This is a genomic window from Spirochaetae bacterium HGW-Spirochaetae-1, from assembly GCA_002839375.1.
Classification (GTDB): domain Bacteria; phylum Spirochaetota; class UBA4802; order UBA4802; family UBA5550; genus PGXY01.
In genome coordinates this window covers 318,344-340,925 of the sequence record PGXY01000003.1, presented here as the reverse complement: position 1 = coordinate 340,925, position 22,582 = coordinate 318,344, and the positions used below count along the sequence as shown (strand labels likewise).

Annotated in this window: 24 protein-coding genes; 18 read left to right on the top strand and 6 right to left on the bottom strand. The window is 48.7% G+C overall.

Translation table 11 applies throughout. From position 1 onward, the window contains the following. Positions 1-16 precede the first annotated feature (16 nt). The 3 genes from CVV44_06125 to CVV44_06115 are packed head-to-tail and all read left to right on the top strand — an operon-like array spanning position 17 to position 2,136. Positions 17-862, top strand: a complete 846-nt coding sequence (locus tag CVV44_06125; protein PKL39796.1) for a hypothetical protein — start codon at positions 17-19, stop codon at positions 860-862. A gap of 15 nt (positions 863-877) precedes the next feature. Further along, the gene (locus CVV44_06120; protein ID PKL39795.1) at positions 878-1,159 is read left to right on the top strand and encodes a hypothetical protein; all 282 of its coding nucleotides are present in this window, start codon (positions 878-880) and stop codon (positions 1,157-1,159) included. 5 nt (positions 1,160-1,164) lie between these two features. Then, positions 1,165-2,136, top strand: coding sequence for a peptide ABC transporter ATP-binding protein (locus CVV44_06115; protein PKL39794.1), 972 nt, complete (start codon positions 1,165-1,167; stop codon positions 2,134-2,136). A gap of 207 nt (positions 2,137-2,343) precedes the next feature. Here CVV44_06115 and CVV44_06110 read toward each other — a convergent pair whose 3' ends face one another. Beyond that, entirely contained in the window at positions 2,344-2,562 is a 219-nt protein-coding gene (locus CVV44_06110) for a hypothetical protein (GenBank protein PKL39793.1), read from the bottom strand. 318 nt (positions 2,563-2,880) lie between these two features. Continuing rightward, positions 2,881-4,398, bottom strand: coding sequence for a hypothetical protein (locus CVV44_06105; GenBank protein ID PKL39792.1), 1,518 nt, complete (start codon positions 4,396-4,398; stop codon positions 2,881-2,883). A gap of 352 nt (positions 4,399-4,750) precedes the next feature. Between CVV44_06105 and CVV44_06100 the strand changes: the two genes are divergently transcribed. The 8 genes from CVV44_06100 to CVV44_06065 all read left to right on the top strand — a co-directional run bounded on the left by CVV44_06100 (position 4,751) and on the right by CVV44_06065 (position 12,743). Next, on the top strand, positions 4,751-5,146 hold the full coding sequence (locus CVV44_06100; GenBank protein PKL39791.1) for a cyclic nucleotide-binding protein: 396 nt from the start codon (positions 4,751-4,753) through the stop codon (positions 5,144-5,146). 8 nt (positions 5,147-5,154) lie between these two features. After that, positions 5,155-5,655 carry a hypothetical protein gene (locus tag CVV44_06095; protein PKL39790.1) on the top strand — a complete coding sequence of 167 codons (501 nt, stop codon included), beginning with the start codon at positions 5,155-5,157 and terminating at the stop codon, positions 5,653-5,655. Between the two features lie 170 nt (positions 5,656-5,825). After that, positions 5,826-6,119: a hypothetical protein gene (locus CVV44_06090; protein ID PKL39789.1), complete on the top strand. Its 294-nt coding sequence runs from the start codon at positions 5,826-5,828 to the stop codon at positions 6,117-6,119. A gap of 39 nt (positions 6,120-6,158) precedes the next feature. Then, positions 6,159-8,864, top strand: coding sequence for a DNA polymerase I (locus CVV44_06085; GenBank protein PKL39788.1), 2,706 nt, complete (start codon positions 6,159-6,161; stop codon positions 8,862-8,864). 523 nt (positions 8,865-9,387) lie between these two features. Further along, a complete protein-coding gene (locus tag CVV44_06080) occupies positions 9,388-9,666 on the top strand; it encodes a hypothetical protein (protein ID PKL40130.1) in 279 nt (92 codons plus the stop codon). After that, positions 9,657-10,148 carry a hydrogenase HupD gene (locus tag CVV44_06075; GenBank protein PKL39787.1) on the top strand — a complete coding sequence of 164 codons (492 nt, stop codon included), beginning with the start codon at positions 9,657-9,659 and terminating at the stop codon, positions 10,146-10,148. The genes CVV44_06080 and CVV44_06075 overlap by 10 nt, the downstream gene beginning before the upstream one ends. Before the next feature lie 14 nt (positions 10,149-10,162). Beyond that, positions 10,163-11,170 (top strand): iron hydrogenase, encoded by a 1,008-nt coding sequence (locus CVV44_06070; GenBank protein PKL39786.1) that lies wholly within the window; start codon positions 10,163-10,165, stop codon positions 11,168-11,170. After that, a complete protein-coding gene (locus CVV44_06065; GenBank protein PKL39785.1) occupies positions 11,163-12,743 on the top strand; it encodes a nickel-dependent hydrogenase large subunit in 1,581 nt (526 codons plus the stop codon). The genes CVV44_06070 and CVV44_06065 overlap by 8 nt, the downstream gene beginning before the upstream one ends. Positions 12,744-12,796: 53 nt before the next feature. On the opposite strand, the gene CVV44_06060 is transcribed toward CVV44_06065, so the two are convergent. After that, entirely contained in the window at positions 12,797-15,196 is a 2,400-nt protein-coding gene (locus CVV44_06060) for a hypothetical protein (GenBank protein PKL39784.1), read from the bottom strand. Between the two features lie 248 nt (positions 15,197-15,444). Between CVV44_06060 and hypA the strand changes: the two genes are divergently transcribed. The 6 genes from hypA to CVV44_06030 all read left to right on the top strand — a co-directional run bounded on the left by hypA (position 15,445) and on the right by CVV44_06030 (position 18,302). After that, entirely contained in the window at positions 15,445-15,789 is a 345-nt protein-coding gene (gene hypA / locus CVV44_06055; GenBank protein ID PKL39783.1) for a hydrogenase maturation nickel metallochaperone HypA, read from the top strand. Position 15,790: 1 nt separating this feature from the next. After that, positions 15,791-16,441 (top strand): hydrogenase accessory protein HypB, encoded by a 651-nt coding sequence (hypB, locus tag CVV44_06050; GenBank protein ID PKL39782.1) that lies wholly within the window; start codon positions 15,791-15,793, stop codon positions 16,439-16,441. Between the two features lie 72 nt (positions 16,442-16,513). After that, entirely contained in the window at positions 16,514-16,966 is a 453-nt protein-coding gene (locus CVV44_06045; protein ID PKL39781.1) for a nickel-responsive transcriptional regulator NikR, read from the top strand. 87 nt (positions 16,967-17,053) lie between these two features. After that, positions 17,054-17,230 carry a zinc ribbon domain-containing protein gene (locus CVV44_06040; protein PKL39780.1) on the top strand — a complete coding sequence of 59 codons (177 nt, stop codon included), beginning with the start codon at positions 17,054-17,056 and terminating at the stop codon, positions 17,228-17,230. A gap of 116 nt (positions 17,231-17,346) precedes the next feature. Then, on the top strand, positions 17,347-17,694 hold the full coding sequence (locus CVV44_06035) for an ArsC family transcriptional regulator (GenBank protein PKL39779.1): 348 nt from the start codon (positions 17,347-17,349) through the stop codon (positions 17,692-17,694). Next, positions 17,691-18,302 carry a phosphatase gene (locus CVV44_06030; GenBank protein PKL39778.1) on the top strand — a complete coding sequence of 204 codons (612 nt, stop codon included), beginning with the start codon at positions 17,691-17,693 and terminating at the stop codon, positions 18,300-18,302. Before CVV44_06035 ends, CVV44_06030 begins: the two co-directional genes overlap by 4 nt. Here the strand turns inward: CVV44_06030 and CVV44_06025 are convergent. The 3 genes from CVV44_06025 to CVV44_06015 are packed head-to-tail and all read right to left on the bottom strand — an operon-like array spanning position 18,290 to position 21,707. Further along, on the bottom strand, positions 18,290-19,582 hold the full coding sequence (locus CVV44_06025) for a hypothetical protein (protein ID PKL39777.1): 1,293 nt from the start codon (positions 19,580-19,582) through the stop codon (positions 18,290-18,292). The two genes, CVV44_06030 and CVV44_06025, sit on opposite strands and share 13 nt — an antisense overlap. Then, positions 19,579-20,967 (bottom strand): hypothetical protein, encoded by a 1,389-nt coding sequence (locus tag CVV44_06020; GenBank protein PKL39776.1) that lies wholly within the window; start codon positions 20,965-20,967, stop codon positions 19,579-19,581. Before CVV44_06020 ends, CVV44_06025 begins: the two co-directional genes overlap by 4 nt. Continuing rightward, a complete protein-coding gene (locus CVV44_06015) occupies positions 20,964-21,707 on the bottom strand; it encodes a 1-acyl-sn-glycerol-3-phosphate acyltransferase (GenBank protein PKL39775.1) in 744 nt (247 codons plus the stop codon). The genes CVV44_06020 and CVV44_06015 overlap by 4 nt, the downstream gene beginning before the upstream one ends. A 219-nt stretch (positions 21,708-21,926) precedes the next feature. Here CVV44_06015 and CVV44_06010 point away from each other — a divergent pair, with 219 nt between their 5' ends. After that, positions 21,927-22,181 carry a hypothetical protein gene (locus CVV44_06010; protein ID PKL39774.1) on the top strand — a complete coding sequence of 85 codons (255 nt, stop codon included), beginning with the start codon at positions 21,927-21,929 and terminating at the stop codon, positions 22,179-22,181. The last annotated feature ends 401 nt before the right edge of the window (positions 22,182-22,582 follow it).

Below are 22,582 nucleotides of genomic sequence, written 5' to 3'. Positions count from 1 at the left end.
GATTAATTTTCTGTTTATGAAATCAGGGAAGGGATTTATCCTGTCACTGCGGCATTGCGTCGCATGCATACTTTTGGTCCTGCCGGTATTGGGAGCAGTACGATGCACCATGGGCCGGATACTACCGGCGCCGGATTCCTTTCGATTTGCCGTCACGGGGAATACCTATCCTGATTCTCCCTATAAATGGTCCGATGATGTCCTGGTCAGGACAATTCAGTCAATCAACCGTGAAAATCCCCTTTTTCTTGTTCACACCGGCGATATGATTCACGGCGGGAATGACTGGATGGGAATACGTGAAACGGATCTTAACCGGCAGTTCGACAGGTTCCTTGCCGTGATGGGGCGCCTTGATTCGATTCTCTATACTATCCCCGGTGAGATGGATCTCTATAATAATACTCATACCGTGTATGAGCAGCGGACAGGAAGGAAGGCCTTCTACTCCTTTAATTACGGGACAACGCATTTTATCGTAATGGAAACACGGGGGAAAGGTGATTCACCCGTTAACGCCGATGTACTGGACTGGCTGAAAGGGGATTTGAAAGTAAACCGGAGGACAGCGGCAATCATTGTGCTGACCCATGACTTTCTGGTGAAAAAGGCCAGGCAGGGCGGGGAGCATGCACCTCTGTGTCCGGAATTGCATGGACTGTTCAGGACCTATCCTGTAAAGGCCGTTATTTCCGGCGACAATGAACGTTATTTTGAATGTAAAATTGACAATATCAGTTATGTCAATGCCGGATGCGGCGGTTTCAGGGTTGCGGAAAAATATCAGCAGAACAGCCAGTATTATGTGATGGATTTCAATGGACAGGAACTTCGTGTCAAGGGAAGGAATGTTCCTAAATAATAAGAAGGGTATGAAATGGCCGGACAGAAAGTATACAGTGAACTGACCACGTTTATCAGCGAGCTCAAAAAGAACGGGATAGCAAAGATCGTCTTTGCCGTGACCAGTGAAAAAAGGGCGGAACAGGTCGATCAGGGAAAACTCGAGGTGGTATTTGTGCGAAAAGCGGAAGTGCTTGCATATAAGAATGCCATGCTGTATAAATGTCTTACCGGGGATGCAGATATCGATTCCCTGCAGGAATCCCTTGAAAAGGAGGGATTTGAAGTGACCAGGACCAGCAGGAATATTACCTGAATTTCATGTCAAATGCCATCGATACATTACTACAGGTGCGGAACCTGGGCGTGACCTTTCATCTTTCCGAAAGGGAAGTCATGGCCGTGCGCGATGTATCCTTTTCCCTGGCCCGGGGTGAAACCCTGGGGCTGGTGGGTGAATCGGGCTGTGGAAAGTCAGTCACGGCTTTTTCTATCCTGCGGCTTGTGAGCCCGCCGGGCGAAATTATTTCGGGAGAAGTCATCTACGGCGGAAGAAATATCGTCGCTATGACCAGTGAAGAGGTGAGATCCATACGGGGTAAGGACATCGCCATGATCTTCCAGGAGCCCATGACCTCGCTCAATCCTGTTTTTTCCATAGGCTTTCAGATATCGGAAAGTATCATGCTTCATTCCGGTGCGGCGAAGAAAGATGCCAGAGACCTGACTATTGAAATGCTGGGTCTCGTGGGGATCCCCAATGCGGAAAAGCGTTTTGACTCCTATCCCCATGAATTTTCCGGCGGCATGCGGCAGCGGGTAATGATAGCCATGGCCCTCTCGGCCTCACCATCGGTGCTCATTGCCGATGAGCCTACCACGGCCCTGGACGTAACCATCCAGGCCCAGATCCTGGACCTCCTTCTTGAAATTCAGCAGAAAAAGAACATGTCTCTCCTGCTGATCACTCATGACCTGGGGATTGTAGCTAATATCGCCGACAATATTGCCATTATGTACGCCGGGGAAATTGTCGAGACAGGGAAAACCGGGGATATTTTCTCCAACCCCGGGCACCCCTATACCAGGGGGCTTTTCGAGGCGATTCCCCGTGTCGGGGAAACCAGGGACCGCCTCAGGACCATACCGGGTATTGTTCCCACCATTTCATCGATTCCCCAGGGCTGCGTGTTTTATCCCCGTTGTCACCTGAGGACAGAAGAATGCCTCAGCGATGCTGTTGTCCTGCGGGAAATATCCCCGGGTCACTCCGTACGCTGTATTAAAGCCTGAAATTTTTGCACACTGCAGTGTCGACCTCGGATAAAAAGTCCGGCGGTGCATGACTATGCCCTGCAATTGATTTTGTTCCGGGCCTGATTCTGGATCAGTGTTTCAGGTTAGGATGGATGCAGACATGGACACAAGTGCTTCACGTGGATATTGATTCCTGTGAACACCTGTGTCCTTTATGTTTTAGCGGTTTAAACTGAACGCTTTTTAGAGCGACATGTTGACGTGGTAGGTCTGCTTGACAGTGTTGAGAATTTGAGAAACATCAGCTGGGCTTAATTCCTGGGCAGTCCTGATGACTGACAGAATTTCTCCTCTGGTCAGCTCAACATCATAATTTTTCACTTTTGTGATGAACTGAGCAAGGTTCAGGGTCTCCTCGCCAATTCTGATGTAAGCCTGATTCATGGAATTTCTCTGATTCATGGTATTCCTCCGTATATTTGGAAATAAATTTTTTCAGAATAAGTTGTATAGGAGATATAATATGCATGTTCTGTGCCAAATGCTATTTCTTTGCTTGTAAAGATAAAGATTGAGTTAATTTTTTGTAAATAAATAGTTAAAGCATGAAAAATGGTTACTAAAAACAAAGAATTAATACGCATAGACTGTTTTATTTTTAATATTAATGTTTTAATGAGACATAATGCTTGTTTTTGTTGGAAGGTGAGAGCGTTTTTGTTATAGAAAGTGTGGAATTAATGGACAGTGTAGCAATTATGCAACAGTAGAATGTCTTTTTTAGTAGTGCTCATAGTTCCGTTGAAGATTTTTATAGGAAAGGGCCTCGAGAACATGGCTTTTTTCTATTACGGGGCATTCATGGAGGTCGGCAATGGTTCTGCTGATTTTCAGAATTTTGTAATATGTGCGCGCCGTGAGCCGCAGTGACTTCAGGGCCTGCTCAAGTATTTTTTCAGAATCCGTATCGAGTCGGCAGTGTTCCCTGGTTTCTTCGGTGGTCATGCGCGAATTATACCGCGTGGCGTTTCCTTTAAATCGGTGGGCCTGTATGCCCCGGGCTCTATCCACTCTCTCCCGAATACGCTCCGAGCTTTCACAGTTTCCTTTTTCCATAAGGCTTTTATAGTCCACCCTGTTTACCAGTACCTCCAGATCGATGCGGTCCAGAATGGGACCGGCGATTTTCTGGAAGTGGTTTTTTATCCGCAGGGGGGTGCATGAGCAGCGGTTTTCCTTATCGAAAAGAAAACCGCAACTGCAGGGATTGCTGGCAGCGATAAGCATAAAGTCGGCCGGGAAGGTGAATGACCCATGGGCCCTGGCCACGGTGATTTCATAATCCTCCAGGGGCTGCCGCAGGGCCTGAATAACGTGGTGCTTGAATTCCACCAGCTCGTCCAGGAAGAGCACGCCGTTATGGGACAGGGACACGGCACCCACGGAGGGAATATGTCCGCCGCCCACGAGGGCCACGTCAGAGGATGTGTGGTGAGGAGCGCAGAAGGGGGGCGTGGTGATGATGCCCGATTCTCCCGTGAGTTTTCCCCCGGCGGAATGAATCATGGTAGTCTCGATGGCCTGATCGCGGGAAAGTTCCGGGAGGATGGATATAATGCGGCGCGCCAGCATGGTCTTGCCTGAACCCGGGGCCCCATACAGGAGGATATTGTGGTGTCCGGCGGCAGCAATCTCCATGGCCCGCTTCGCCGTCTCCTGACCCCGCACATGGGCGAAATCAATGGTGACCGGCATTCTTGGCGAAGGGGAATCGCTGATAAAAGGCTCGTGGGCGCCGTTAAGCACTTCCAGTGTTTCATGTATGCTTTTTACGGGATATATGCTTACTTCCTTCAGGGCCGCTGCCTCATGGCGGTTCTCGTAGGGCACAATGAAGGAACGGAATCCCTTACGGTACAGGGTAATGGCCATGGATATGACGCCCCGAACAGGCTTGACGCGTCCATCCAGGGAAAGTTCACCCACCATGGGGATCATCTCATTGGCCATTTCGATCTGGCCCGTTGCCTTCAGGATGGAAACGGCAACGGGAAGATCGAAGTTGGCTCCCTGTTTTTTAAAACCGGCCGGGGCCAGGTTTACCACGAAGTTGTGGGGAGGAAAGGTATAGCCGCTGTTTTCCACGGCGGATCGGATGCGGTCTTTTGATTCCCTGATGGTGGAATCGGGAAGCCCCACTATGGTGAAATTGGGGAGCCCCTTGATGATATCCACCTCGATCTCGATTATCTGTGCGTCAATGCCCTGCAGGGCCAGTGAAACTGCCTGGGATAGCATGGGTGTCCTCCGGTGTATTTATCATTGTTATGCGTCCATATTATTACACGAACGGGGGAGGTGCGTTATGAAAGATTTTTTTAATATCTCCGGTTTTTCTATGTATTCGGTGTAAACGATTTATGTGATACAATTAATAATCATACAATTCAGATATTATAATTTTTCTTGAACTTTGTTCCTTTTATAAATTGAATACCCTTGATGTTTCGCTGGTTCTTTCACGGATCATCATGAGGAATTCCGGTAAAAACTCCGACCGCAAAAAATTTTCATCATTCCGTGCTATTTGCTTGCCAAAAGGAATTTCCTGTGGATACTGCCATAGATCAATGATGTATTGGGAGGGGTCATGGCAAGCAATATTGCGTACTACCAGCGTTCCGAGAGGATAATCGAAGCGGGCAGGCAGGACAGGGCCATGTATATCATTCTGGAAGGTGAAGTGGAAATAACACTGACCAATGGAAGCGAACGCATCGTCGTGGCTATCCTTAAAAAGAACGATTTTTTCGGCGAGATATCGCTTTTTACCAGCAAGCCCAGGAGTGCCACGGCAACGGCCCTGGGGAATATTAAACTGCTGAAAATAGACAACGAAGAACAGCTCAAGGCCCTTCTTCTGAAGAATCCCGTATTCGCGGCGAAGATGGTCCACATGCTGGCCCAGAGACTGGCAAAAACCGATGAGATACTCATCGGCAAGATCAGCGAGCTGAACAGGCTGAAACAGACAAGGAATATATAGGCGATGAGATGGAATGGCGGGATATTGTCGAAAATCTCGGTCTGGTGAGGCACCCCGAAGGGGGATACTACCGGGAGATATACCGCTCCGATGAAACCATTGCCGGTGAGGCTCTCCCGTCTCGCTATTCCGGGAGCCGGGCCTTCGGCACCTCCATTTATTTTCTTCTGCCGTCAGCGGAATATTCCCATTTTCACCGCCTCAAATCCGATGAGATATGGCATTTCTACAGCGGTTCCCCGCTGGTTGTCCACTGCATTGATGAAAAGGGTGTATATGCCGCCCACCGCCTGGGTGGCTGCATGACCGAAGAGGAATCATTCCAGGTTGTCATACGAAAGAATACCTGGTTCGCAGCGGAAGTTGTGGACGAAAGCGGATACGCGTTGATGGGGTGCTCCGTGATGCCCGGTTTTGATTTCAGCGATTTTGAACTGGGTGACAGGGAATTCCTGCTGGCCCGATATCCGCATCACGGCGAACTGATAGCCCGTTTGACTCTCCGATGAGGGTCAGGTTGTAGGCGTGTTTTATAAAGCCCGCATCGCACTTCACCTTGAGTTTCTGCATGGATATTATTGAATTGAAATCGTCATATGGTTGTTGTACAATAGGTCATGCTGTAACTTTTAATAAACATGGGATCATATATATTGATACTATAAAAGGGGAGGTAATTATGGGAAATTTTTTAAAGGATATCGCCATATTGTTGTTTTCGGCCGGTGAGGAGATCGAACAAAAGGCCGATGATTTCAAGCAGAAGCGTGATGAACGGTACAAGGAATTCGAGGAGAAGATCCAGCAGAAGAAAGAAACCATGAAAACGAAACTGGATGAGGAAGTGGAAAAAGCGAAACAGAATCTGAAGGATTTTTCCGGCAAGCTGGGTTTTGTATCAAAGGATGAATTCAATGATCTTAAGAAAAAGATCGATGAACTCGGCGAAAAGCTGGACAAAATCATAAAGTAAACCACACTGCTTTTTTTTAATTTGCTGAGGAGAATACCCGTGAAGAAAAGACTCTTTGTTATCGACGGCCATGCCCTGTGTTACCGGGCTTACTTCGCCTTCCTGAAAAACCCACTGACAAATTCCCGGGGCCAGAATGTATCGGCCATTTTCGGCTTTGCCCGCATGCTGTATAAACTGATGGATGAACAGAAGCCCGACTATATAGTCGTTGCCTTTGATCCACCGAAAAAATCCTTCAGGTTCGGTATGTATGCCGAATACAAGGCCAATCGTGAGAAGATGCCCGACGACCTGCGCAGCCAGATCGGCGAGATAAAGGACATGGTGGCGGTCATGGGGATAGAAACGCTGGAGCATCCCGATTACGAGGCCGATGACATTCTGGGGACCATCGTGGAAAAGTACGCCCGGGGCGAAACTGAGGTTGTTCTAGTCACGGGTGACAAGGATGCCTACCAGCTCGTGAGGGAGAATGTGCTCATCTATGCCAATAAAAAGGGCATAACCGAATATGAAATTTACGATGAAAAGGCCGTGGAGGAAAAACTGGGGATACGTCCTGGCCAGGTCATCGACTATATGGCCCTCACGGGTGATTCATCGGACAATATTCCCGGCGTTAAGGGGATCGGCGAGAAGACGGCCCTGAAGCTCATAACTGAATATGGCACACTGGAAAACATCTATGCGCACATCGATGACCTGAAAGGGAAGGTGAAGGAGCAACTCGTTCACGACCATGACATGGCCTTCCTGAGCAGGGACCTGGTTACCATCAGGCGCGATGTTGAGATACCGGGGGAACTGGACAGCCATGCTCTTCCCGATATCCGGTCCGATAAGGCCAGGGAATATTTCGGCTCCATGGAGATGAACGGTATCATCCGTGATTTTTTCGGCAGTGATGAGATAAAACCTGCCGCCAATGCCACTACGGGGAAAAAGGATTACCGTATTGTCCGCAGCGAGGCCGATCTCAGGGACCTTGTTTCTGCCATAGAGAAGGCCCGGGAGGTCTCCGTCGATACGGAGACCACCTCCATATCACCCGTTGAGGCCGAACTGGTGGGCATGTCCTTTTCGGTAGAGGAACGTGCCGGCTGGTATGTTCCCATGCAGAGCCGGGGACTTTTCAGTGAAGAGTATCCCGATCCGGTCCTGTCCATCAAACTTCTGAAACCCCTCCTGGAGGATGAGACGATAAAAAAAATAGGCCAGAATATCAAGTATGATCTCATCGTTTTCAGAAATAACGGTATTGAGCTCAAGGGGGTCTGGTTCGATACCATGGTGGCCTCCTATCTTCTCAATCCCACGGAGCGCCGGCATAATCTTGACGACATGGCAGAGCATCATCTCAATTACCGGACGATAACCTTCAAGGAGCTCACGGGAACAGGGAAAAATGCCGTGCCGGTATGGGAGGTTCCCCTGGACAGGCTGGCCGAATATGCAATTGAGGATGCCGATATCACATACCGTCTCTATAAGCTGTTCAGCGGGCAGCTTGCTGAAGAAAAACTGGAGAGTCTTTTTTTCGACGTGGAGATGAAGCTGGTAACCATTCTTGCCGACATGGAACAGGCGGGCGTGAAAATCGATGCGGAATATTTTTCCGGTCTAGCCAGGAAGAACGATGCCATGCTTGCCGAGGTTGAAGAGAATATCTACCATGAAGCGGGCCAGACCTTCAATATTAATTCAACGCGCGAGCTGGCGGCCATACTTTTCGAGAAGCTGGGGCTCAAGCCCGTGAAAAAGACCAAGACGGGCTTTTCAACGGATATAACTGTCCTGGAGTCTCTTCGGGGCCATCACGCCATTGTCGATAACCTGATCGCGTACCGGACCCTGAGTAAACTCAAGAGCACCTATATCGACACTCTGCCGAAGCTTATAAACCCGAAAACCGGCAGGATACACACATCGTACAACCAGACCGTTGTGGCCACGGGACGACTTTCCTCGTCGGACCCCAATCTGCAGAATATACCGGTGCGCGATGATTTCGGCAAGAATATTCGCAAGGGATTCACGGCTGAACCGGGCTTCGTCATGCTGGCGGCCGATTATTCGCAGATAGAACTGCGGCTGGCAGCCCACCTTTCCATGGATGAAAATATGATCAGGGCCTTCAAGGAGGGCATTGATATTCACAGCCTGACTGCCTCGTCGGTCTTCGGATGCGCAATAGACGCCGTGACTCCCGACATGCGCAGGAAGGCCAAGGTTGTCAATTTCGCCACCATCTACGGCGTATCTCCTTATGGTCTTTCACAGCAGGCCGAGATAGACTTTAAGGAGGCGGCCGAATTCATACGGCGATATTTTGAAACCTATCCCGGTTTCAGAAAATACATGGACGACACAATCGCCTTCGCCAGGGAGCATGGATATGTGAAAACCCTTCTTGGACGAAAAAGGCTCATCCCCGATATAGGGTCCGACACGGTCTTCAGGCGTGAGGGGGCCGAGAGGGTTGCGATCAATACCCCTATCCAGGGAACATCAGCCGATATGATAAAGATTGCCATGATTAACATCGCAGGAGAGTTCAATAAGAAGGGGCTAAGGTCCCGCATGATCATGCAGGTTCACGATGAACTGGTTTTCGAGGTCCACGAAGACGAGAAGGTCGAGGTGGAATCCATCGTGGTGGACAAGATGGAGCACGCACTGGATCTTCAGGTACCCATCGTGGTGGACACGGGATGGGGAAACAACTGGGAGGAGGCGCACTGACTGGACCACCGGCCTGGAAAAACATTTTTCTCCCACCTTATTTTTTTTTTGGAAATAAGCCATGGCGTGTCGTATACTGTTGCTGGAGTCTGGATATTCAGGCAGTACATGCAGACAGGGAATAAATACGCAATGTCTGTCTTCTTGTGACAAAAATTACAAAAAATTACAAAAAATAATAAAAAAGGATTGAAGTATTACTGGATTGATTTAGATGTTCTTAAATTTAGGATTTTCTCGCAAAAAGATTGACAAAAACAATGTCCGGTATATGAATATTCAATTTTCGTTATTTAACATAATCCCGTCTATTTGCCCGCAAAATCCAAAAACACTATTGGTATCATTGGTGATTTCGTAGCACCACTCTTGCACATAAAATGCGGATAACCGCAAAAAAAATAAATGGAGGAGAACCGTGAGACTTCATCGTCGTGTACCGGCGGCCATAACCGCTATACTCATACTTATAAGTACGGCCTGCAGCCTGGACCCCTGGGATGCGGGGGGGAAATATCCTAACATGGTGACCATTACCAAAACCACAAAATTTGCCGTAGCTGCTGATGGTATTTCTCCCATGAAGAGCCAGCTCGGCGTCGTTACCTTCTCCCATAAGACCCACGAGGATATGGGCATGAAATGTATTGACTGCCATCACAAGAATGCCAATGCCGACAGGATAAAGCAGTGTGCAGTCTGTCATAAGGGCGATAACGGCTATGAAACCATGCATGGCCTCTGCGTTGACTGTCATATCGCAAAGAAGGACGGTCCGCAGCAGTGTTTTGAATGTCATTAATGGCAACACGGGATATGCAAACTGTATTGTGTGATGTACTTGTACTGGGAATCGGCAATCTCCTTCAAAAGGATGACGGCGTGGGTGTTCATGTCGTGAATTACATGAACGAAACCGGAACAACGGTTCCCCGGTACGTGGAAATTGTTGATGGTGGAACAGCCGGCTATGATCTGGTGCCCATCATGAAAGGCAGAAAAAAAATAATCATCGTTGATGCGCTGAAAGTTGATGATGTCCCGGGCAGTGTTTACCGATTTACTCCCGAACATCTGGCGCAGTCAAAAGAAAAGTTTTCATTGCATGAAGTGGGGGTCAAGGAGCTCATCAGACACCTGCAACTAATGGGAGACGATCCGGTCATCGAGATAATAGGGATCGTGCCCGAAGATATACAAACGCTGGAGATAGGTACCAGTGATTCTGTAAAGAAATCTATACCACGGGTTGTCGAGCTGATTCTTGAAGCGGCAACTCATTAAAAAAGGAGGATTTTATGTCATTAAACAGGCGGGATTTCCTGAAAATCATGGGCGGCACAACAGCAGCTTTTGCATTTCCCGGTGTCATTCTGCAGGGATGTAAAAAGGCCATAGAAAAAGCCTCGGCCAGAACACCTGTCATCTGGATACAGGCTCAGTCGTGTTCAGGATGTTCTGTATCATTATTGAATAAGGTAAACCCTGATATCGTTTCGGTGATTACTGAATATATCAGTCTTAATTATCACCAGACACTGATGGGGGCCACGGGAGATGTGGCCATCAATGTTCTTGAAGAAGCGGTTAAGAAGAACAGAAAGGATTTCGTTCTTATCGTCGAGGGATCAATACCGACGAAGGACGAATCATATTGCACTGTGGGCGAACTTAACGGACGACCCGTGGGTGCCCGCACATGGGTCGAGGAACTGGGCAAAAACGCCATCGCGGTCGTTGCCGTGGGAACCTGCGCCACGGGCGGCGGCATACCCGGCGCCGAGATCAGGGCCACGGGAGATAATCCCACAGGCGCAAAAGCCCTGGCGGAAATTCTCCCGGATAAAACCATCATCAATATCGGCGGCTGTCCTCCCCATCCGGACTGGATCGTGGGAACACTGCTGCACGTGCTTCTGAAGGGCATTCCTGCCCTGGACGAGCAGAACAGGCCTCTCATGTATTACGGAAAAACAGTACACGAGCAGTGCGAGCGTCTCAGCTACTACAAGATGGGAAGATTCGCGAAGCATTGGGGTGATGAGGGATGCCTTTACAACCTGGGCTGCCTCGGTATGGATTCGGGATGTGATATCCCCACCAGGAAATGGTTGGATGGAACTAATTCATGCACCCAGAGCGGCGCCGGATGTATCGGCTGTACTGAAAACGTCTTCCCCGATTACGGCAAACGCGGCATTTATAAACATCTCAGCGCGAGCCTCGATGAAATTAATAAAATCGAACACCAGGAAGTTCGAGATACAATACTCAAATTGAAAGATGGAGGTGTCATCAATGGCTAAAGTATTGCTTGATCCCATTACCAGGATAGAAGGTCATCTCTCCATAGAACTGGATGTACAAAATGGAAAGGTTGTTGATGCAAAGAGCCGGGGTGACATGTTCCGTGGCTTTGAGATGATTCTTAAGGGAAGAAACCCCGTTGATGCCAACCAGATTACCCAGAGGATTTGTGGTGTCTGTCCCATTTCCCACGGTCTGGCGTCCAGCAAATGTCTCGATGACGCCTTCGGAATCAAACCGAACAAAAACGGACGGATTCTCAGGAATCTTATTCTGGCGGCGAACTATCTGCAGTCTCATATACTGCATTTCTATCATCTTGCCGCTCTGGACTTCGTCGACATTACGGCAATTCTTCAGTACAAGGGCTCCGATGCCGGTCTTGTCAAACTGAAGGAGTGGGCAAAGAACGAGCTTCAGGTGAAGAAGGGCAGGGTTGATGCCATATCCACGGTCGGCCCCTTCCTCCCCAGATACGGTGGACTTGACGGCGGCGGATTCTATATCAAGGATGTGGAAACCAACATCAGCGCGATAGCCGGCTACGTAAAGGCCCTGGATATCAGGATGAAGGCTCACAAGATGGTAACCCTCTTCGGTGGACGCGTTCCCCACGCTATCGGGCTCGTTCCCGGCGGTGTTACCCAGGTTCCCACGTCTTCCAATATCAGGGAGTACAAAAAGCTCCTGAAGGAAGTGGAAAAGTTTGTTAACACAACATATACCGACCACATCATCGCCGTGGCTAAAACATTCCCGGAATACTTTACTCTTGGTAAATACAGCAACTTCCTTTCCTACGGTGTGTTCGACAAGGACGAAGACCGCAAGGAATACATGTTCGAGCAGGGTGTCGTTTACGGCGGCGCCAAGCTGGAAAAATTTGATTCGGCAAAAATAAGGGAGCAGGTCAAATACTCCCGCTATAATTCCGGGTCCAATCTTCATCCTCTCAAGGGAGAGACAAATCCCGATCCCAGGAAGGGCGGCGCCTATACATGGCTCAAGGCTCCGAGATATAACGAAGCTCCCATGGAAGTGGGTCCGCTTGCGCGTGTTGCCGTTGCCTATCTTTCAGGGAACAAAGCTGTTAAAAATGAGCTCGATGCGGTTCTGAAGATTTTTCATGCCGACGTTCCCGCTGCCTTCTCAGTGCTGGGTCGTCACGCTTCACGTCTGATCGAGTGTAAGCTTATCGCCAAGCAGGCCTATGGCTGGCTCGATGAACTGGAAAAAGGCGGAGCGCCCAGATCGACCTATGACATTCCCGATGTGGGCGAAGGTGAGGGTATCACCGAGGCACCCAGGGGAGCTCTTGGACACTGGATCGTTGTTAAAGGCAAAAAGATCGAGAACTATCAGTGTGTTGTTCCCACAACCTGGTTCTGCGGACCCCGTGATGACCGGGGCGTAAAGGGACCGGTTGAGGAAGCATTGATGGGCACTCCCATTGCCGACAATAACAATCCTATTGAGGCTGCGAGGGTCGTCAGGTCATTCGATCCCTGTATCGCCTGTGCCGTTCACGTTGTTGAAGGCGATAAGGAAATAGGAACTTTTAAAGTGTGCTGACAGGTTTTACCTGAAATAGAAAAAAAAGGCTGTCCATAACGGGCGGCCTTTTTTTATTTCAGGACGTCTTTGATTTTTTCTGACAGCATGGATCGGGAATAGGGCTTGGCGATGAATCCTGTGGCCCCTTCTTTTAGCAGTTTTCCTACCCTGGTGTCGTGGGAAAAACCTGAGGATAAAAGGACTTTAACATGGGGATTGATCTTCCTCAATTCCAGGAAGACATCATATCCCGACATAACCGGCATTGACAGGTCCAGGATTACGGCGTCGATGCCGCTATGATCTCTGCGGTAGATATCCAGTCCCTCCAGTGGGCCCGGGGCCAGGATCGTGGTGTAGCCGAACTGTGAAAGGAATTCCTGCGCCACGGACAGAATATTTTCCTCGTCATCAATGACCAGGATGTTCCCGGTTCCGCTGAATATCCTGGTCTCTTTGGCCGGTCTGAGGACTGAATCGTCGGCAGTAAACCGGGGGAGATAAACCTTTATTGATGTTCCCTGTCCCGATTCGGAGTATACTCCCAGGAATCCATCATGGGATGTGACGATGTTGTATACCATGGACAGACCGAGACCGGTTCCCTGGTCCTTGTCCTTGGTGGTGAAGAAGGGCTCGAAAATCCTTTTTTTATCATCATCATTTATACCCACACCGGAGTCGGAAACTGTTATCTCCGTGTAGGTTTCTCCGGCCCGGGCAGCTGGATGATTTCGTATGAAATCATCGTCGGCGTGGAGTATATCGATACTGATATTAAGGTTACCTCCCTCCCTGTCATTTTCGGGCCGCATTAATGTCATGGCATGGGAGGCATTTACGCAGAGATTCAGGAACACCTGCTCCAGTTGGGTCGGGTCTCCCATGACATAGATCGGGCTTTCAGTGAATTGAAAATCAAGGTTGACGGATTTTGGAAAGCTGTTTTTGGCGATTTGGAGTATGTGCTTCAGGGCGAGGTTGATTTCAACGGGATTGTGGCGTTCTTTTTCCAGGCGTGACAGCGCCATGAGATCTTTGATGATGTCCGCCGCCCTCTGTGACGAGGACTGGGCCGTTCCCAGGTATTTAAATATTTTGTCGGCGTTGTTGAGACTTTCCTTTCCGAGATAGGTTTCCATGATATCCAGGCTGCCCTTCATGGCCCCCAGCACATTGTTGAAGTCGTGGGCCAGACCCCCGGCCAGTGTGCCGATGGCTTCCATTTTCTGGGCCTGGAAGAGCTGCCGTTCAACGAGGGCCTTCTCCTCTTCGACTCTTTTTATTTCCGTGAGGTCCGTGTGGGTGCCGATAAAGCGCAGGGGAGTGCCATTCTCGTCATATTCAACCACCTTGCCCCGGTCCAGTATCCATTTCCATTGGTTGTCTTTTGTTTTCATGCGGAACTCAATGTTGTAGGGTAAGTTGCGTGAGGAAATTGTTTTATGCACTTCCTCCTCGGCCTGGGAAACATCATCGGGATGCAGGAGACTCTTCCAGGTGTCATAGGAAGTCTCATATTCGTCGGCTTCATAGCCCAGCATGGTGAACCATTGAGGACTGAAATAGAGTGTATTGGAAGTCAGGTCCCAGTCCCATATGGCATCCGATGACGCCTCCAGCGCCAGGTTCAGGCGTTCCTGGCTGATCCTGAGGTTTTCCATGATGGTTTTATAGTCCGTTATATCTTCGAAAACCGTGGCAAAACGTGTGGCGCTCAAGGGGAAGGAGGATATTTTAAAATGCTTTTTCTGAGGGGTGAAATAGGTCTCAAAACTGAAGGGGGTTTTACTTTTAACAACATTGGCATATTCATCAAGATAGGGAGCCTCACCGGTGCCATAAAAAGCCGTGGCCAGGGATCCCCGGGCCTGGGTTGCGGTCATGCCGGTATGATCTTCAAAGGCCGGATTGACTTCAATAATACGGTAGTCTTTCGGCATGCCGTCAGTGTCATAAACCAGTTCATGGAGAGCCACACCCTCGATCATGTTCTCAAAAAGAAGCCTGAATTTATTTTCACTTTCCCTGAGTTCTTCATTTATCTTCTGTATTAACGAGATATCGTGGAATTCCACTAGCGACAACATTTTGCCCTGATACTTAATGGGTTTTCTCTGCACTTCAATATCGATAATAGTGCCGTCCCTGCGCAGGAGTTGTGTGATGAACCTATCGTTTTTATTTGATGTGATTGAATTCTTTACAAATTCATGATGCCGTGGAGGAATAACGATTAAACCGCTGGCACCGATAAGTTCTTCACGGCTGTAACCGGTAATGCGGCAAAAAACATCGTTTACATCAATGATAATTCCCCTGTCATGAATAGCGGTGCCGCTGAAGGACAGGTCGTTGATGATCCCCGTGAGATTATTGGTCTCATCGGGAAGCGATTTCTTTTTTGAGATGTTCTTTTTCCGACCGTCTGAGTTTCCCATACCGTATCGCTGATATAGATGCTTGCACATAAACGTTATGACGCATTATTACCGCATATCGCTATACAATTTTATCACGGGCCACAGGCTATGTCAATAGAGGGAACCGTTGTCTCTATAATAATGCTCATTTTATACATGTGGGATTTTTACTATTTTGAAATTTTCTTATAGACTTTTATTGCTGTCTTGTCAAAGTGGATACGTTGTGCTAAAAATAAAATAATCATGGCACGGATGTTTTTTAATCCAGGATCACGGAGTCAGGATAACAGGTAATGCATGAATTTTCAATAGTAAGCAGCCTCTATGATATTATCGAAGAGGTTGCCAGAGAAAATAGCCTGGTAAAGGTATACAGGGTGAGCCTCATCGTGGGGAAAATGCGCCAGGTGGTGCCCGTGGCCATGGAAATGGCCTTTGAAGCTATAACAAAGGGCACAATTGCCGAAGGCGCGGAACTGCAGTTGGAATTTGTCCCCATAAAAATGCAATGCAGGTCCTGTGGACATCAGTTCACCGTTGATGAACATGTATACATCTGTCCCAAATGTGAGGCAGTGGAGCTGGACCTGGTGGAAGGACAGGAACTGCTGATCAAACAGATTGAAGGAGAAAACTGATATGGAAATAACTGTAATGAAAAATATTTTCGGTGCTAATGCCGAGAAGGCCGGAGAGCTCAGGGCACTTTTGAAGCAGAAAAAGGTCCTCATGGTCAATCTCATCGGTTCTCCCGGCGCCGGAAAAACCACCATCCTGGAAAAGACCATCGAGGAGCTGAATAAAAAATACAAGGTGGCTGTCATCGAGGGCGATGTGGCCACGGACCGCGACGCGCGCCGTCTTCAGAAGTATGAGGTCCCCATCACTCTCATCAATACCGACGGAGCATGTCATCTCGAGGCCCTGAGCATCGAGCAGTCTCTGAATGGCTTCGACCTCGATTCCCTTGATATGATATTCATTGAGAACGTGGGCAACCTGGTATGTCCCGCGGAATTCGACATCGGGGAGCATGCCAAGATTGCCATAATCAGCGTGACCGAGGGCGATGATAAGCCGGCTAAGTATCCCCTGCTTTTCAGGGAGTCCGAGGCCGTCATTCTGAACAAGACTGATCTGGAACAATATACAAATTTTAACAGGGCGTCTTTCCTGGAGGATGTAAAAAATCTTAACGCCTCCATTCCGCTTTTTGAAATGTCCTGTACGAAGGGGCCGAACCTGGCGCCCTGGATTCAGTGGTTGGAAAAGCGGCTTCAGTCGCTGTAATGCTGAATATACCGTGACCGGGGCCCGGATATTCTGAAGGGCTTCCTGTCTGATGATGCTCGGAGGGGATGCATGCATAATATTACCAGATTCGGTGTTTCCATCGATGACAGACTGTTACAAAAATTCGATAATCTCATAGAGGAAAAGGGATATGTCAACAGGTCCGAAGCCATACGGGACCTCATCCGTTATATGCTGGATAACAATGAGATCGCGGACCCGGAATCGGAATCTATCGGCACGCTGACCCTGGTCTACAGCCATGAAGTCAGGGAGATTTCCGATAAACTCAACGAAATACAGCACCAGTATTTCAAAAGCATAGTCTCGGCGACGCATATTCATCTCGACGAGCATAACTGCCTCGAGGTCCTTATTCTGCGCGGGAAAACGGGAGATGTAAAAGCAATCGCCGATAAATTATGTTCACTGAAAAACGTTAAAAAGGGTGAGTTGACCCTGACTGCCCTGGAACATTATGATCATGATCATGACCACGATCATGATCATGATCATTCTTGACATTTTATTTTTTTAGAAAAAGATTGACAATTGTCAGAGTTATAGAATATTAGCAATTTCTAAAAAACTAAATAAATAAGGTTTGCCATGCCAATCTATGAATTTAAATGCAATGCCTGCGGACACGCCTTTTCCGAATTGCGGAAGATGGGAGATTTCAAAGCCCAATGCCCGCAATGTCAATCATCAAAAACCGAGAAACTGATGTCAGCCTTTGCAAGCCACTCGTCATCACATCAGTGCTCGCATTCGGGCGGGGGCTGAAAGCCCTTCTAAGGACCGGTCGGTCCTTCTCTGATTGTTTTTTCTCCATTACCAGCAGCATCAGATATATAGCCAATAATGCTCATGCATTGAACAATTGTTTTACTGAGAATAAGATGAACATACAGATATTCGGCACTAAAAAATGTCGCGACACCCAGAAGGCCCTGCGTTATTTCAAGGAACGGGGCACCCAGCCTCATTTTGTCGACCTCGCGCAGAAGGCCATGAGCAGGGGCGAGCTGCAGAATGTAAAGCGGTCAGTACCGTTGGAGAACCTGATCGACAGGGACTGCAAGGCATATACTGACCGGGGTCTCGCCCATATACGTCATGATATCGAAGAAACCATCCTTGATGATCCTCGCCTTATAAAAACACCTGTTGTGCGGTTTGGTTCCCACGCCTCCGTGGGGTATACACCCGATCTATGGGAGACATGGCGTGCCGGTGAGGATAAATGAGCAGCATTATGAACAGTAAGAGCATTGATATTCCGGTTTTGCAGGATGTGCAGGGCCTCATCTTTGACCTGGACGGAACCCTGGTTGACTCCATGCCCCTCCATCTTGTCGCCTGGAAGGAGGCCGTGGCAGCCCAGGGCCATGACTATCCTGAATACCTTTTTTATGAATATGCCGGCATTCCAACGGGGAAAATAACCCTGCTCATCAACGAACGCCTGGGCTGGAACCTGGATCCCCGGGAAACGGTCCGCCTGAAGGAAGAGGCCTTCATGACCATGATAGACCGGGTCAGGGTCATTGAACCGGTTTTTGCCATTGTGGAAAAATATGCCGGGGCAAAGCCCATGTCCATAGGAACGGGTTCCCGGAGAGTTATGGCACAGCGCATTATGGAGGCCGCCGGTCTTAATGAATATTTTCCAATTCTTGTCGCCGCCGATGATGTTGAACGACATAAACCGGAGCCGGAAACATTTCTTCGCTGCGCGGAACTCATGGGAACGGCTCCTCACCGGTGTCAGGTTTTCGAGGACGGTGACGCCGGTTTGCAGGCGGCCCTCCGCGCCGGCATGATTGCCACAGACATACGTCCTTATCTAGTATAGTTGACGGCGGGAAAAAAGGCAAAGGGGGAGAGCACGGAGCCGGTCTGCTCCCGTTCACTGCTCAGAACCAGTTCACCGCCCAGAAGAGAGAAAATATTGTCGGCCAGCACACAGTCTTTGACCCTTCCCGTTATTTCCCCGTTTTCCACCAGGTAGGCCAGGTCCAGGTTTCCGGAAAAGTCACCGGTCAGCGTGTTGGACTGTCCCAGTCCGATAAACTGTTCCACCAGGATGCCGCGTCCCATATCCCGGAGCATGCTTTCCATGGATGCAGTTCCTTCTCCTATGATGATGCTGCTGAAGGAAGGTGACGGCAGGGAGGCGTATCCCCGTGACGCGTTTCCGCCGGGAATGAGCCCAAGCTTTTCGGCATGCTTCAGATCGGTCACAAAATTTTCAATGATACCGCTCCTGATAAGGTCTTTTCGCAGGCCGGGAACACCCTCATCGTCGAAAGGATAGCTGTAGGGGGAATCGAGGGCAGTGGGATCATCGGTGAGGGTAAATCCTTCATTGAAAAACTTCTCGCCGGTTTTTCCGCTAAAGGGGGATATGCCGCGGTATACGGATCTGGCGTCGAGACCCGAGGCCACTATTCCCAGGAGCCGGGAAAAGGCCCGTGGTGTAAGTATGACGGGAATTTTACCGCTCTCGGCGGAGCGGGTGTTTTCAGCCAGCCGTATCCGCTCAAGAAGTCTGCCCGGGATTTCGTCGCAGTCCCGGGGAGACATGGACGAGATGCTGTCCCACACATCTATTTTTGTCCCGTCGTCCTGTATGACCGTGATAGATACGGACAGGGAGTAAAAGGAATTTCTATATGTTGCATTAAAGCCACTGGAATTGACGATGCGGGTCAGTCCCAGGGACGCGCCCATGCTCACATCTATATTGGCCTTGGGATAACGCGCCAGGATGTCGGCAATGACGTTGTTTCCCTTTTCTATTTCATCCCTGGTGTCAAATAAACTGATTTTCTCATCAAAGGGTTCAAAAGCGGCGGGGGCGGGACCGGGGAGGAGGAACCCTTCCTGATCGCCATATGAGGCCATGGCCAGGGCCCTTTCTATAATACCGTCCATATTTGAACTGTCGTTGGTGTAAGAGAAACCGGTTCGGTTATCAATGTTGATCCGTATGCCTGAACCGCTGTTCTGTTTTTCATTGAGAGAATGGAGCCGGTTGTTCTTGAATGAAATGGAGGTGCTGGTTCCCTCAGTTGAGAGGATATCGAACCAATTTACCGTATCCGGAAGCTTTTTAATGAGGGAGTCGATCATTGCTTGCCCCCGATAAGAACCTCTTCTATCAGCATGTGGGGCCCTCCGAATGATACGGGCAGGGGGCTCTGTCCCCCCTTGCCGCAGCCGCCGAGGCCGCCGAACATCTGGAGATCGTTCCCGATCATTTTTATATTTTTAAGGGTCTGGAAGACATTGCCCGAGAGCTGTATGTCGCGGTACATTTTTCCCCGTTTGCCGTTTTTAATTTCAAAACCGAATCCCGAGGTAAAGGTGAACATCTCCAGGTTGGTCTGACCTCCGATGACATCGATGGCGTAGATACCCCGGTCAACGGCTGAAAAGATATCTTCTTTACTGTAAGGTCCTTTGTCGATATAGGTGTTGGTCATTCTTACAATGGGCTGCCGCATGACGTTAATGGCCCGGCCGTTTCCCGTGGGATTTTCATTCATCCTGGCTGCCGTTTCACGGGAATGGAGCCTGCCGGTGAGCATCCCCCCTGATATAAGGGCCGTTTTTTCAGGAAGGACCCCTTCATCGTCGAAGGGCGTGTAACCCGGGAGATGGGCCAGGCTGCCGTCATCATAGACATTCAGGCCTTCGGGGCCGAATTGCCTGCCCAGGACCATCACCCTCCGCATTTCCTCATTTTCATGGATGAAATCGGCCTCGGAAAGATGACCGAAGGCCTCGTGAATGAATACGCCGGCCAGCTTGGGATCAACAATGACGGCGCAGGTGCCGCCGGGAGCCGCTTCGGCCTTGAGCAGATCAACGGCTGTCCTGACTACTTCCTCGGCTATTTCCTCGCGGTCTTCAACGATTTCGTATCCGCCGTATCCCGAAATGGAGTTGTGAAAGGGCTGAATAACGGAACCGCTCCTGGCTATTGAACTGAGCGAGACACCGCAATAGGAACGGTTGTAAATGATTTCCGATCCCTCGGTATTGAGCAGAATGTACTGTGAAACAGTATCTCGGTAAATTGCGCGCGTCGTCTGAATGTCGGGCGACGATTTCAGTATGTTATTATATGAGCGGATGAGCTGGAATTTTTCGTCGATCGATATATCATTGATGTTTTTCCCCGCCCCGGTGCTGAATCGCCGCCGGACCGGCCCATATGGGGCTACGGAAGATTTTTCACTTCCCGCTATTTGCAATGCCAGTTCCATGGCACGGCGGGCGAAACGTTTGATTTCGGAGAAATCATTGAATGAGACGAATCCCCACGCTCCGTCTTTCAGCACCCGGACAGAGCCGCCGATTGATTCACCGGTGGAAAAGGAATCTATATCATCGCCAGAAAGAGAAATCGATGTACCTGATCCACATGAAATCCGGATTTCGGCGTATTCACAGGAAAGGCCTGACAGGGCGTCACGGCCGGTCTGCAGAAGATCCTGTGGGTCCCTTTTCATGAATGGTGCTCATCGAAGCCCTTCTGGATGGAATCCCTCGCTTTGTCCATGAGGACCTGGATGTTGTCCTCGTTGTAACCCGTCACTTCGATGGGGGGATGGATGATCAGTTTGGCTTTTCCCGGGAAGAGTGCCATGGTGTTGCTGGGAAGCACATCTTTTGTTCCGATGATGGTAACAGGCAGCAGGGGAAGGTTCATATCCAGGGCGAATTTGAAGGCGCCCTTTTTGAATTCCAGGAGCCTGCCGTCGGAGCTTCGGTGTCCCTCGGGAAAGAAAATTATGCTGGTCCCTCCCGTGATGCTTTTTTTGGCTTCATTGATGGAATCAATTGCGGCCTGGGAATTGGAGCGGTCGATGAAAACATGCCCGATTTTATAACATGAGTATCCGAGAAAGGGAATTTGCCGGAGTTCTATCTTCATCACCCATTTGAAGTCTACGGGAATCCAGCCGTAGAGGAGGAAAATATCGAACTGGCTCTGGTGATTTGAAATGATGATATACGATTGGTTTTTATCGATATTTTTCTTCCCGATCACCTTCACGAACATGGGTGTCATGTAGGCATTGAGGCGGGCCCAGATGATCCCCATGACAGTGCCGATTTTGGGATGCACGGCAATGGCCAGGACCGCTGCCACTATTCCACACACGGTCGTTGAAATGGCCAGAAATGGCAGATACACAATGTACTTGTAGACCTGGTAAAGATTGAATAAGATTTTATTATTTCGCATAGTACCTTCCGCTTAGATTGTGTGCGCCAGCATAGTCATATTTATCTTTTTTTCAACTAAAAAAAGGAAGAAAATTGATTTTGGGAAACAGTATTTTTTTAGACAATATTAAAGATACTATCGGCAATAAATAGTAATTTTTTTTATTTTTCTATTATCAAAAATTTTTAATATACCGAAATTGTTAGTAGATACAATCCAAGGAAGGAGGTTGTTGAAATGGAAGTCAACACTGCTTATACCAACACCTATTCGGGCAACTATCAAGCCGTAATGAATTTGCCGGCGGAAGAAACCGCTAATGCCCTTCCGGCCATGAAAACTCCTCAGGAAGTGAAACAGGCCGAGATTCAAGAAAAAGTGATGATGGATCTTCAGGATGTGCAGAATTTTCTTTATACGCTCATTGGATCAAAACTTAGGGTTCATGAAGGTAAGAGCATTCCCGGGGCTTCGCTTAATGTGAGTGCATAAATAATGAGGTTGCCATGTGGAAGACAAAAGGAAACTGATGCAGTGTTTCGAAATCATCGGAGAGCAATAGAAGGAACTGCATCAGTTTTTACTATCAAACTTGCCTGATCCTGTCCCATTTCAGTATTACCCGCCATTTTTTAACATGTAATAATAAAAATTTTTATCTATAAAAATATTGAATGTGTCCTGAAAAATTGTTGACCCACAGATTATTTATTTTATATTATACAATAAATTGTAATTATATCTATTTAAAATTACATAAACAGAAAAGAGCAGTCATAGAAATCATTTTTAATCGGGCAGGGTGTTTATATCCTTTAAAGAAGACCTGAAGGATGGACGATACAGTAGTAAAGAGAAATCATGACTCTGCCGCACATGAAAACATGATCAAC

What these genes read in the sequence shown, in the direction of transcription:
- CVV44_06125 (PKL39796.1), top strand. Translation starts at nt 17, where the DNA reads ATGAAATCAGGGAAGGGATTTATCCTGTCACTGCGGCATTGCGTCGCA.
- CVV44_06120 (PKL39795.1), top strand. Translation starts at nt 878, where the DNA reads ATGGCCGGACAGAAAGTATACAGTGAACTGACCACGTTTATCAGCGAG.
- CVV44_06115 (PKL39794.1), top strand. Translation starts at nt 1,165, where the DNA reads ATGTCAAATGCCATCGATACATTACTACAGGTGCGGAACCTGGGCGTG.
- CVV44_06110 (PKL39793.1), bottom strand. Translation starts at nt 2,562, where the DNA reads ATGAATCAGAGAAATTCCATGAATCAGGCTTACATCAGAATTGGCGAG.
- CVV44_06105 (PKL39792.1), bottom strand. Translation starts at nt 4,398, where the DNA reads ATGCTATCCCAGGCAGTTTCACTGGCCCTGCAGGGCATTGACGCACAG.
- CVV44_06100 (PKL39791.1), top strand. Translation starts at nt 4,751, where the DNA reads ATGGCAAGCAATATTGCGTACTACCAGCGTTCCGAGAGGATAATCGAA.
- CVV44_06095 (PKL39790.1), top strand. Translation starts at nt 5,155, where the DNA reads ATGGAATGGCGGGATATTGTCGAAAATCTCGGTCTGGTGAGGCACCCC.
- CVV44_06090 (PKL39789.1), top strand. Translation starts at nt 5,826, where the DNA reads ATGGGAAATTTTTTAAAGGATATCGCCATATTGTTGTTTTCGGCCGGT.
- CVV44_06080 (PKL40130.1), top strand. Translation starts at nt 9,388, where the DNA reads ATGGTGACCATTACCAAAACCACAAAATTTGCCGTAGCTGCTGATGGT.
- CVV44_06075 (PKL39787.1), top strand. Translation starts at nt 9,657, where the DNA reads ATGTCATTAATGGCAACACGGGATATGCAAACTGTATTGTGTGATGTA.
- CVV44_06070 (PKL39786.1), top strand. Translation starts at nt 10,163, where the DNA reads ATGTCATTAAACAGGCGGGATTTCCTGAAAATCATGGGCGGCACAACA.
- CVV44_06065 (PKL39785.1), top strand. Translation starts at nt 11,163, where the DNA reads ATGGCTAAAGTATTGCTTGATCCCATTACCAGGATAGAAGGTCATCTC.
- CVV44_06060 (PKL39784.1), bottom strand. Translation starts at nt 15,196, where the DNA reads ATGTGCAAGCATCTATATCAGCGATACGGTATGGGAAACTCAGACGGT.
- hypA (PKL39783.1), top strand. Translation starts at nt 15,445, where the DNA reads ATGCATGAATTTTCAATAGTAAGCAGCCTCTATGATATTATCGAAGAG.
- hypB (PKL39782.1), top strand. Translation starts at nt 15,791, where the DNA reads ATGGAAATAACTGTAATGAAAAATATTTTCGGTGCTAATGCCGAGAAG.
- CVV44_06045 (PKL39781.1), top strand. Translation starts at nt 16,514, where the DNA reads ATGCATAATATTACCAGATTCGGTGTTTCCATCGATGACAGACTGTTA.
- CVV44_06040 (PKL39780.1), top strand. Translation starts at nt 17,054, where the DNA reads ATGCCAATCTATGAATTTAAATGCAATGCCTGCGGACACGCCTTTTCC.
- CVV44_06035 (PKL39779.1), top strand. Translation starts at nt 17,347, where the DNA reads ATGAACATACAGATATTCGGCACTAAAAAATGTCGCGACACCCAGAAG.
- CVV44_06030 (PKL39778.1), top strand. Translation starts at nt 17,691, where the DNA reads ATGAGCAGCATTATGAACAGTAAGAGCATTGATATTCCGGTTTTGCAG.
- CVV44_06025 (PKL39777.1), bottom strand. Translation starts at nt 19,582, where the DNA reads ATGATCGACTCCCTCATTAAAAAGCTTCCGGATACGGTAAATTGGTTC.
- CVV44_06020 (PKL39776.1), bottom strand. Translation starts at nt 20,967, where the DNA reads ATGAAAAGGGACCCACAGGATCTTCTGCAGACCGGCCGTGACGCCCTG.
- CVV44_06015 (PKL39775.1), bottom strand. Translation starts at nt 21,707, where the DNA reads ATGCGAAATAATAAAATCTTATTCAATCTTTACCAGGTCTACAAGTAC.
- CVV44_06010 (PKL39774.1), top strand. Translation starts at nt 21,927, where the DNA reads ATGGAAGTCAACACTGCTTATACCAACACCTATTCGGGCAACTATCAA.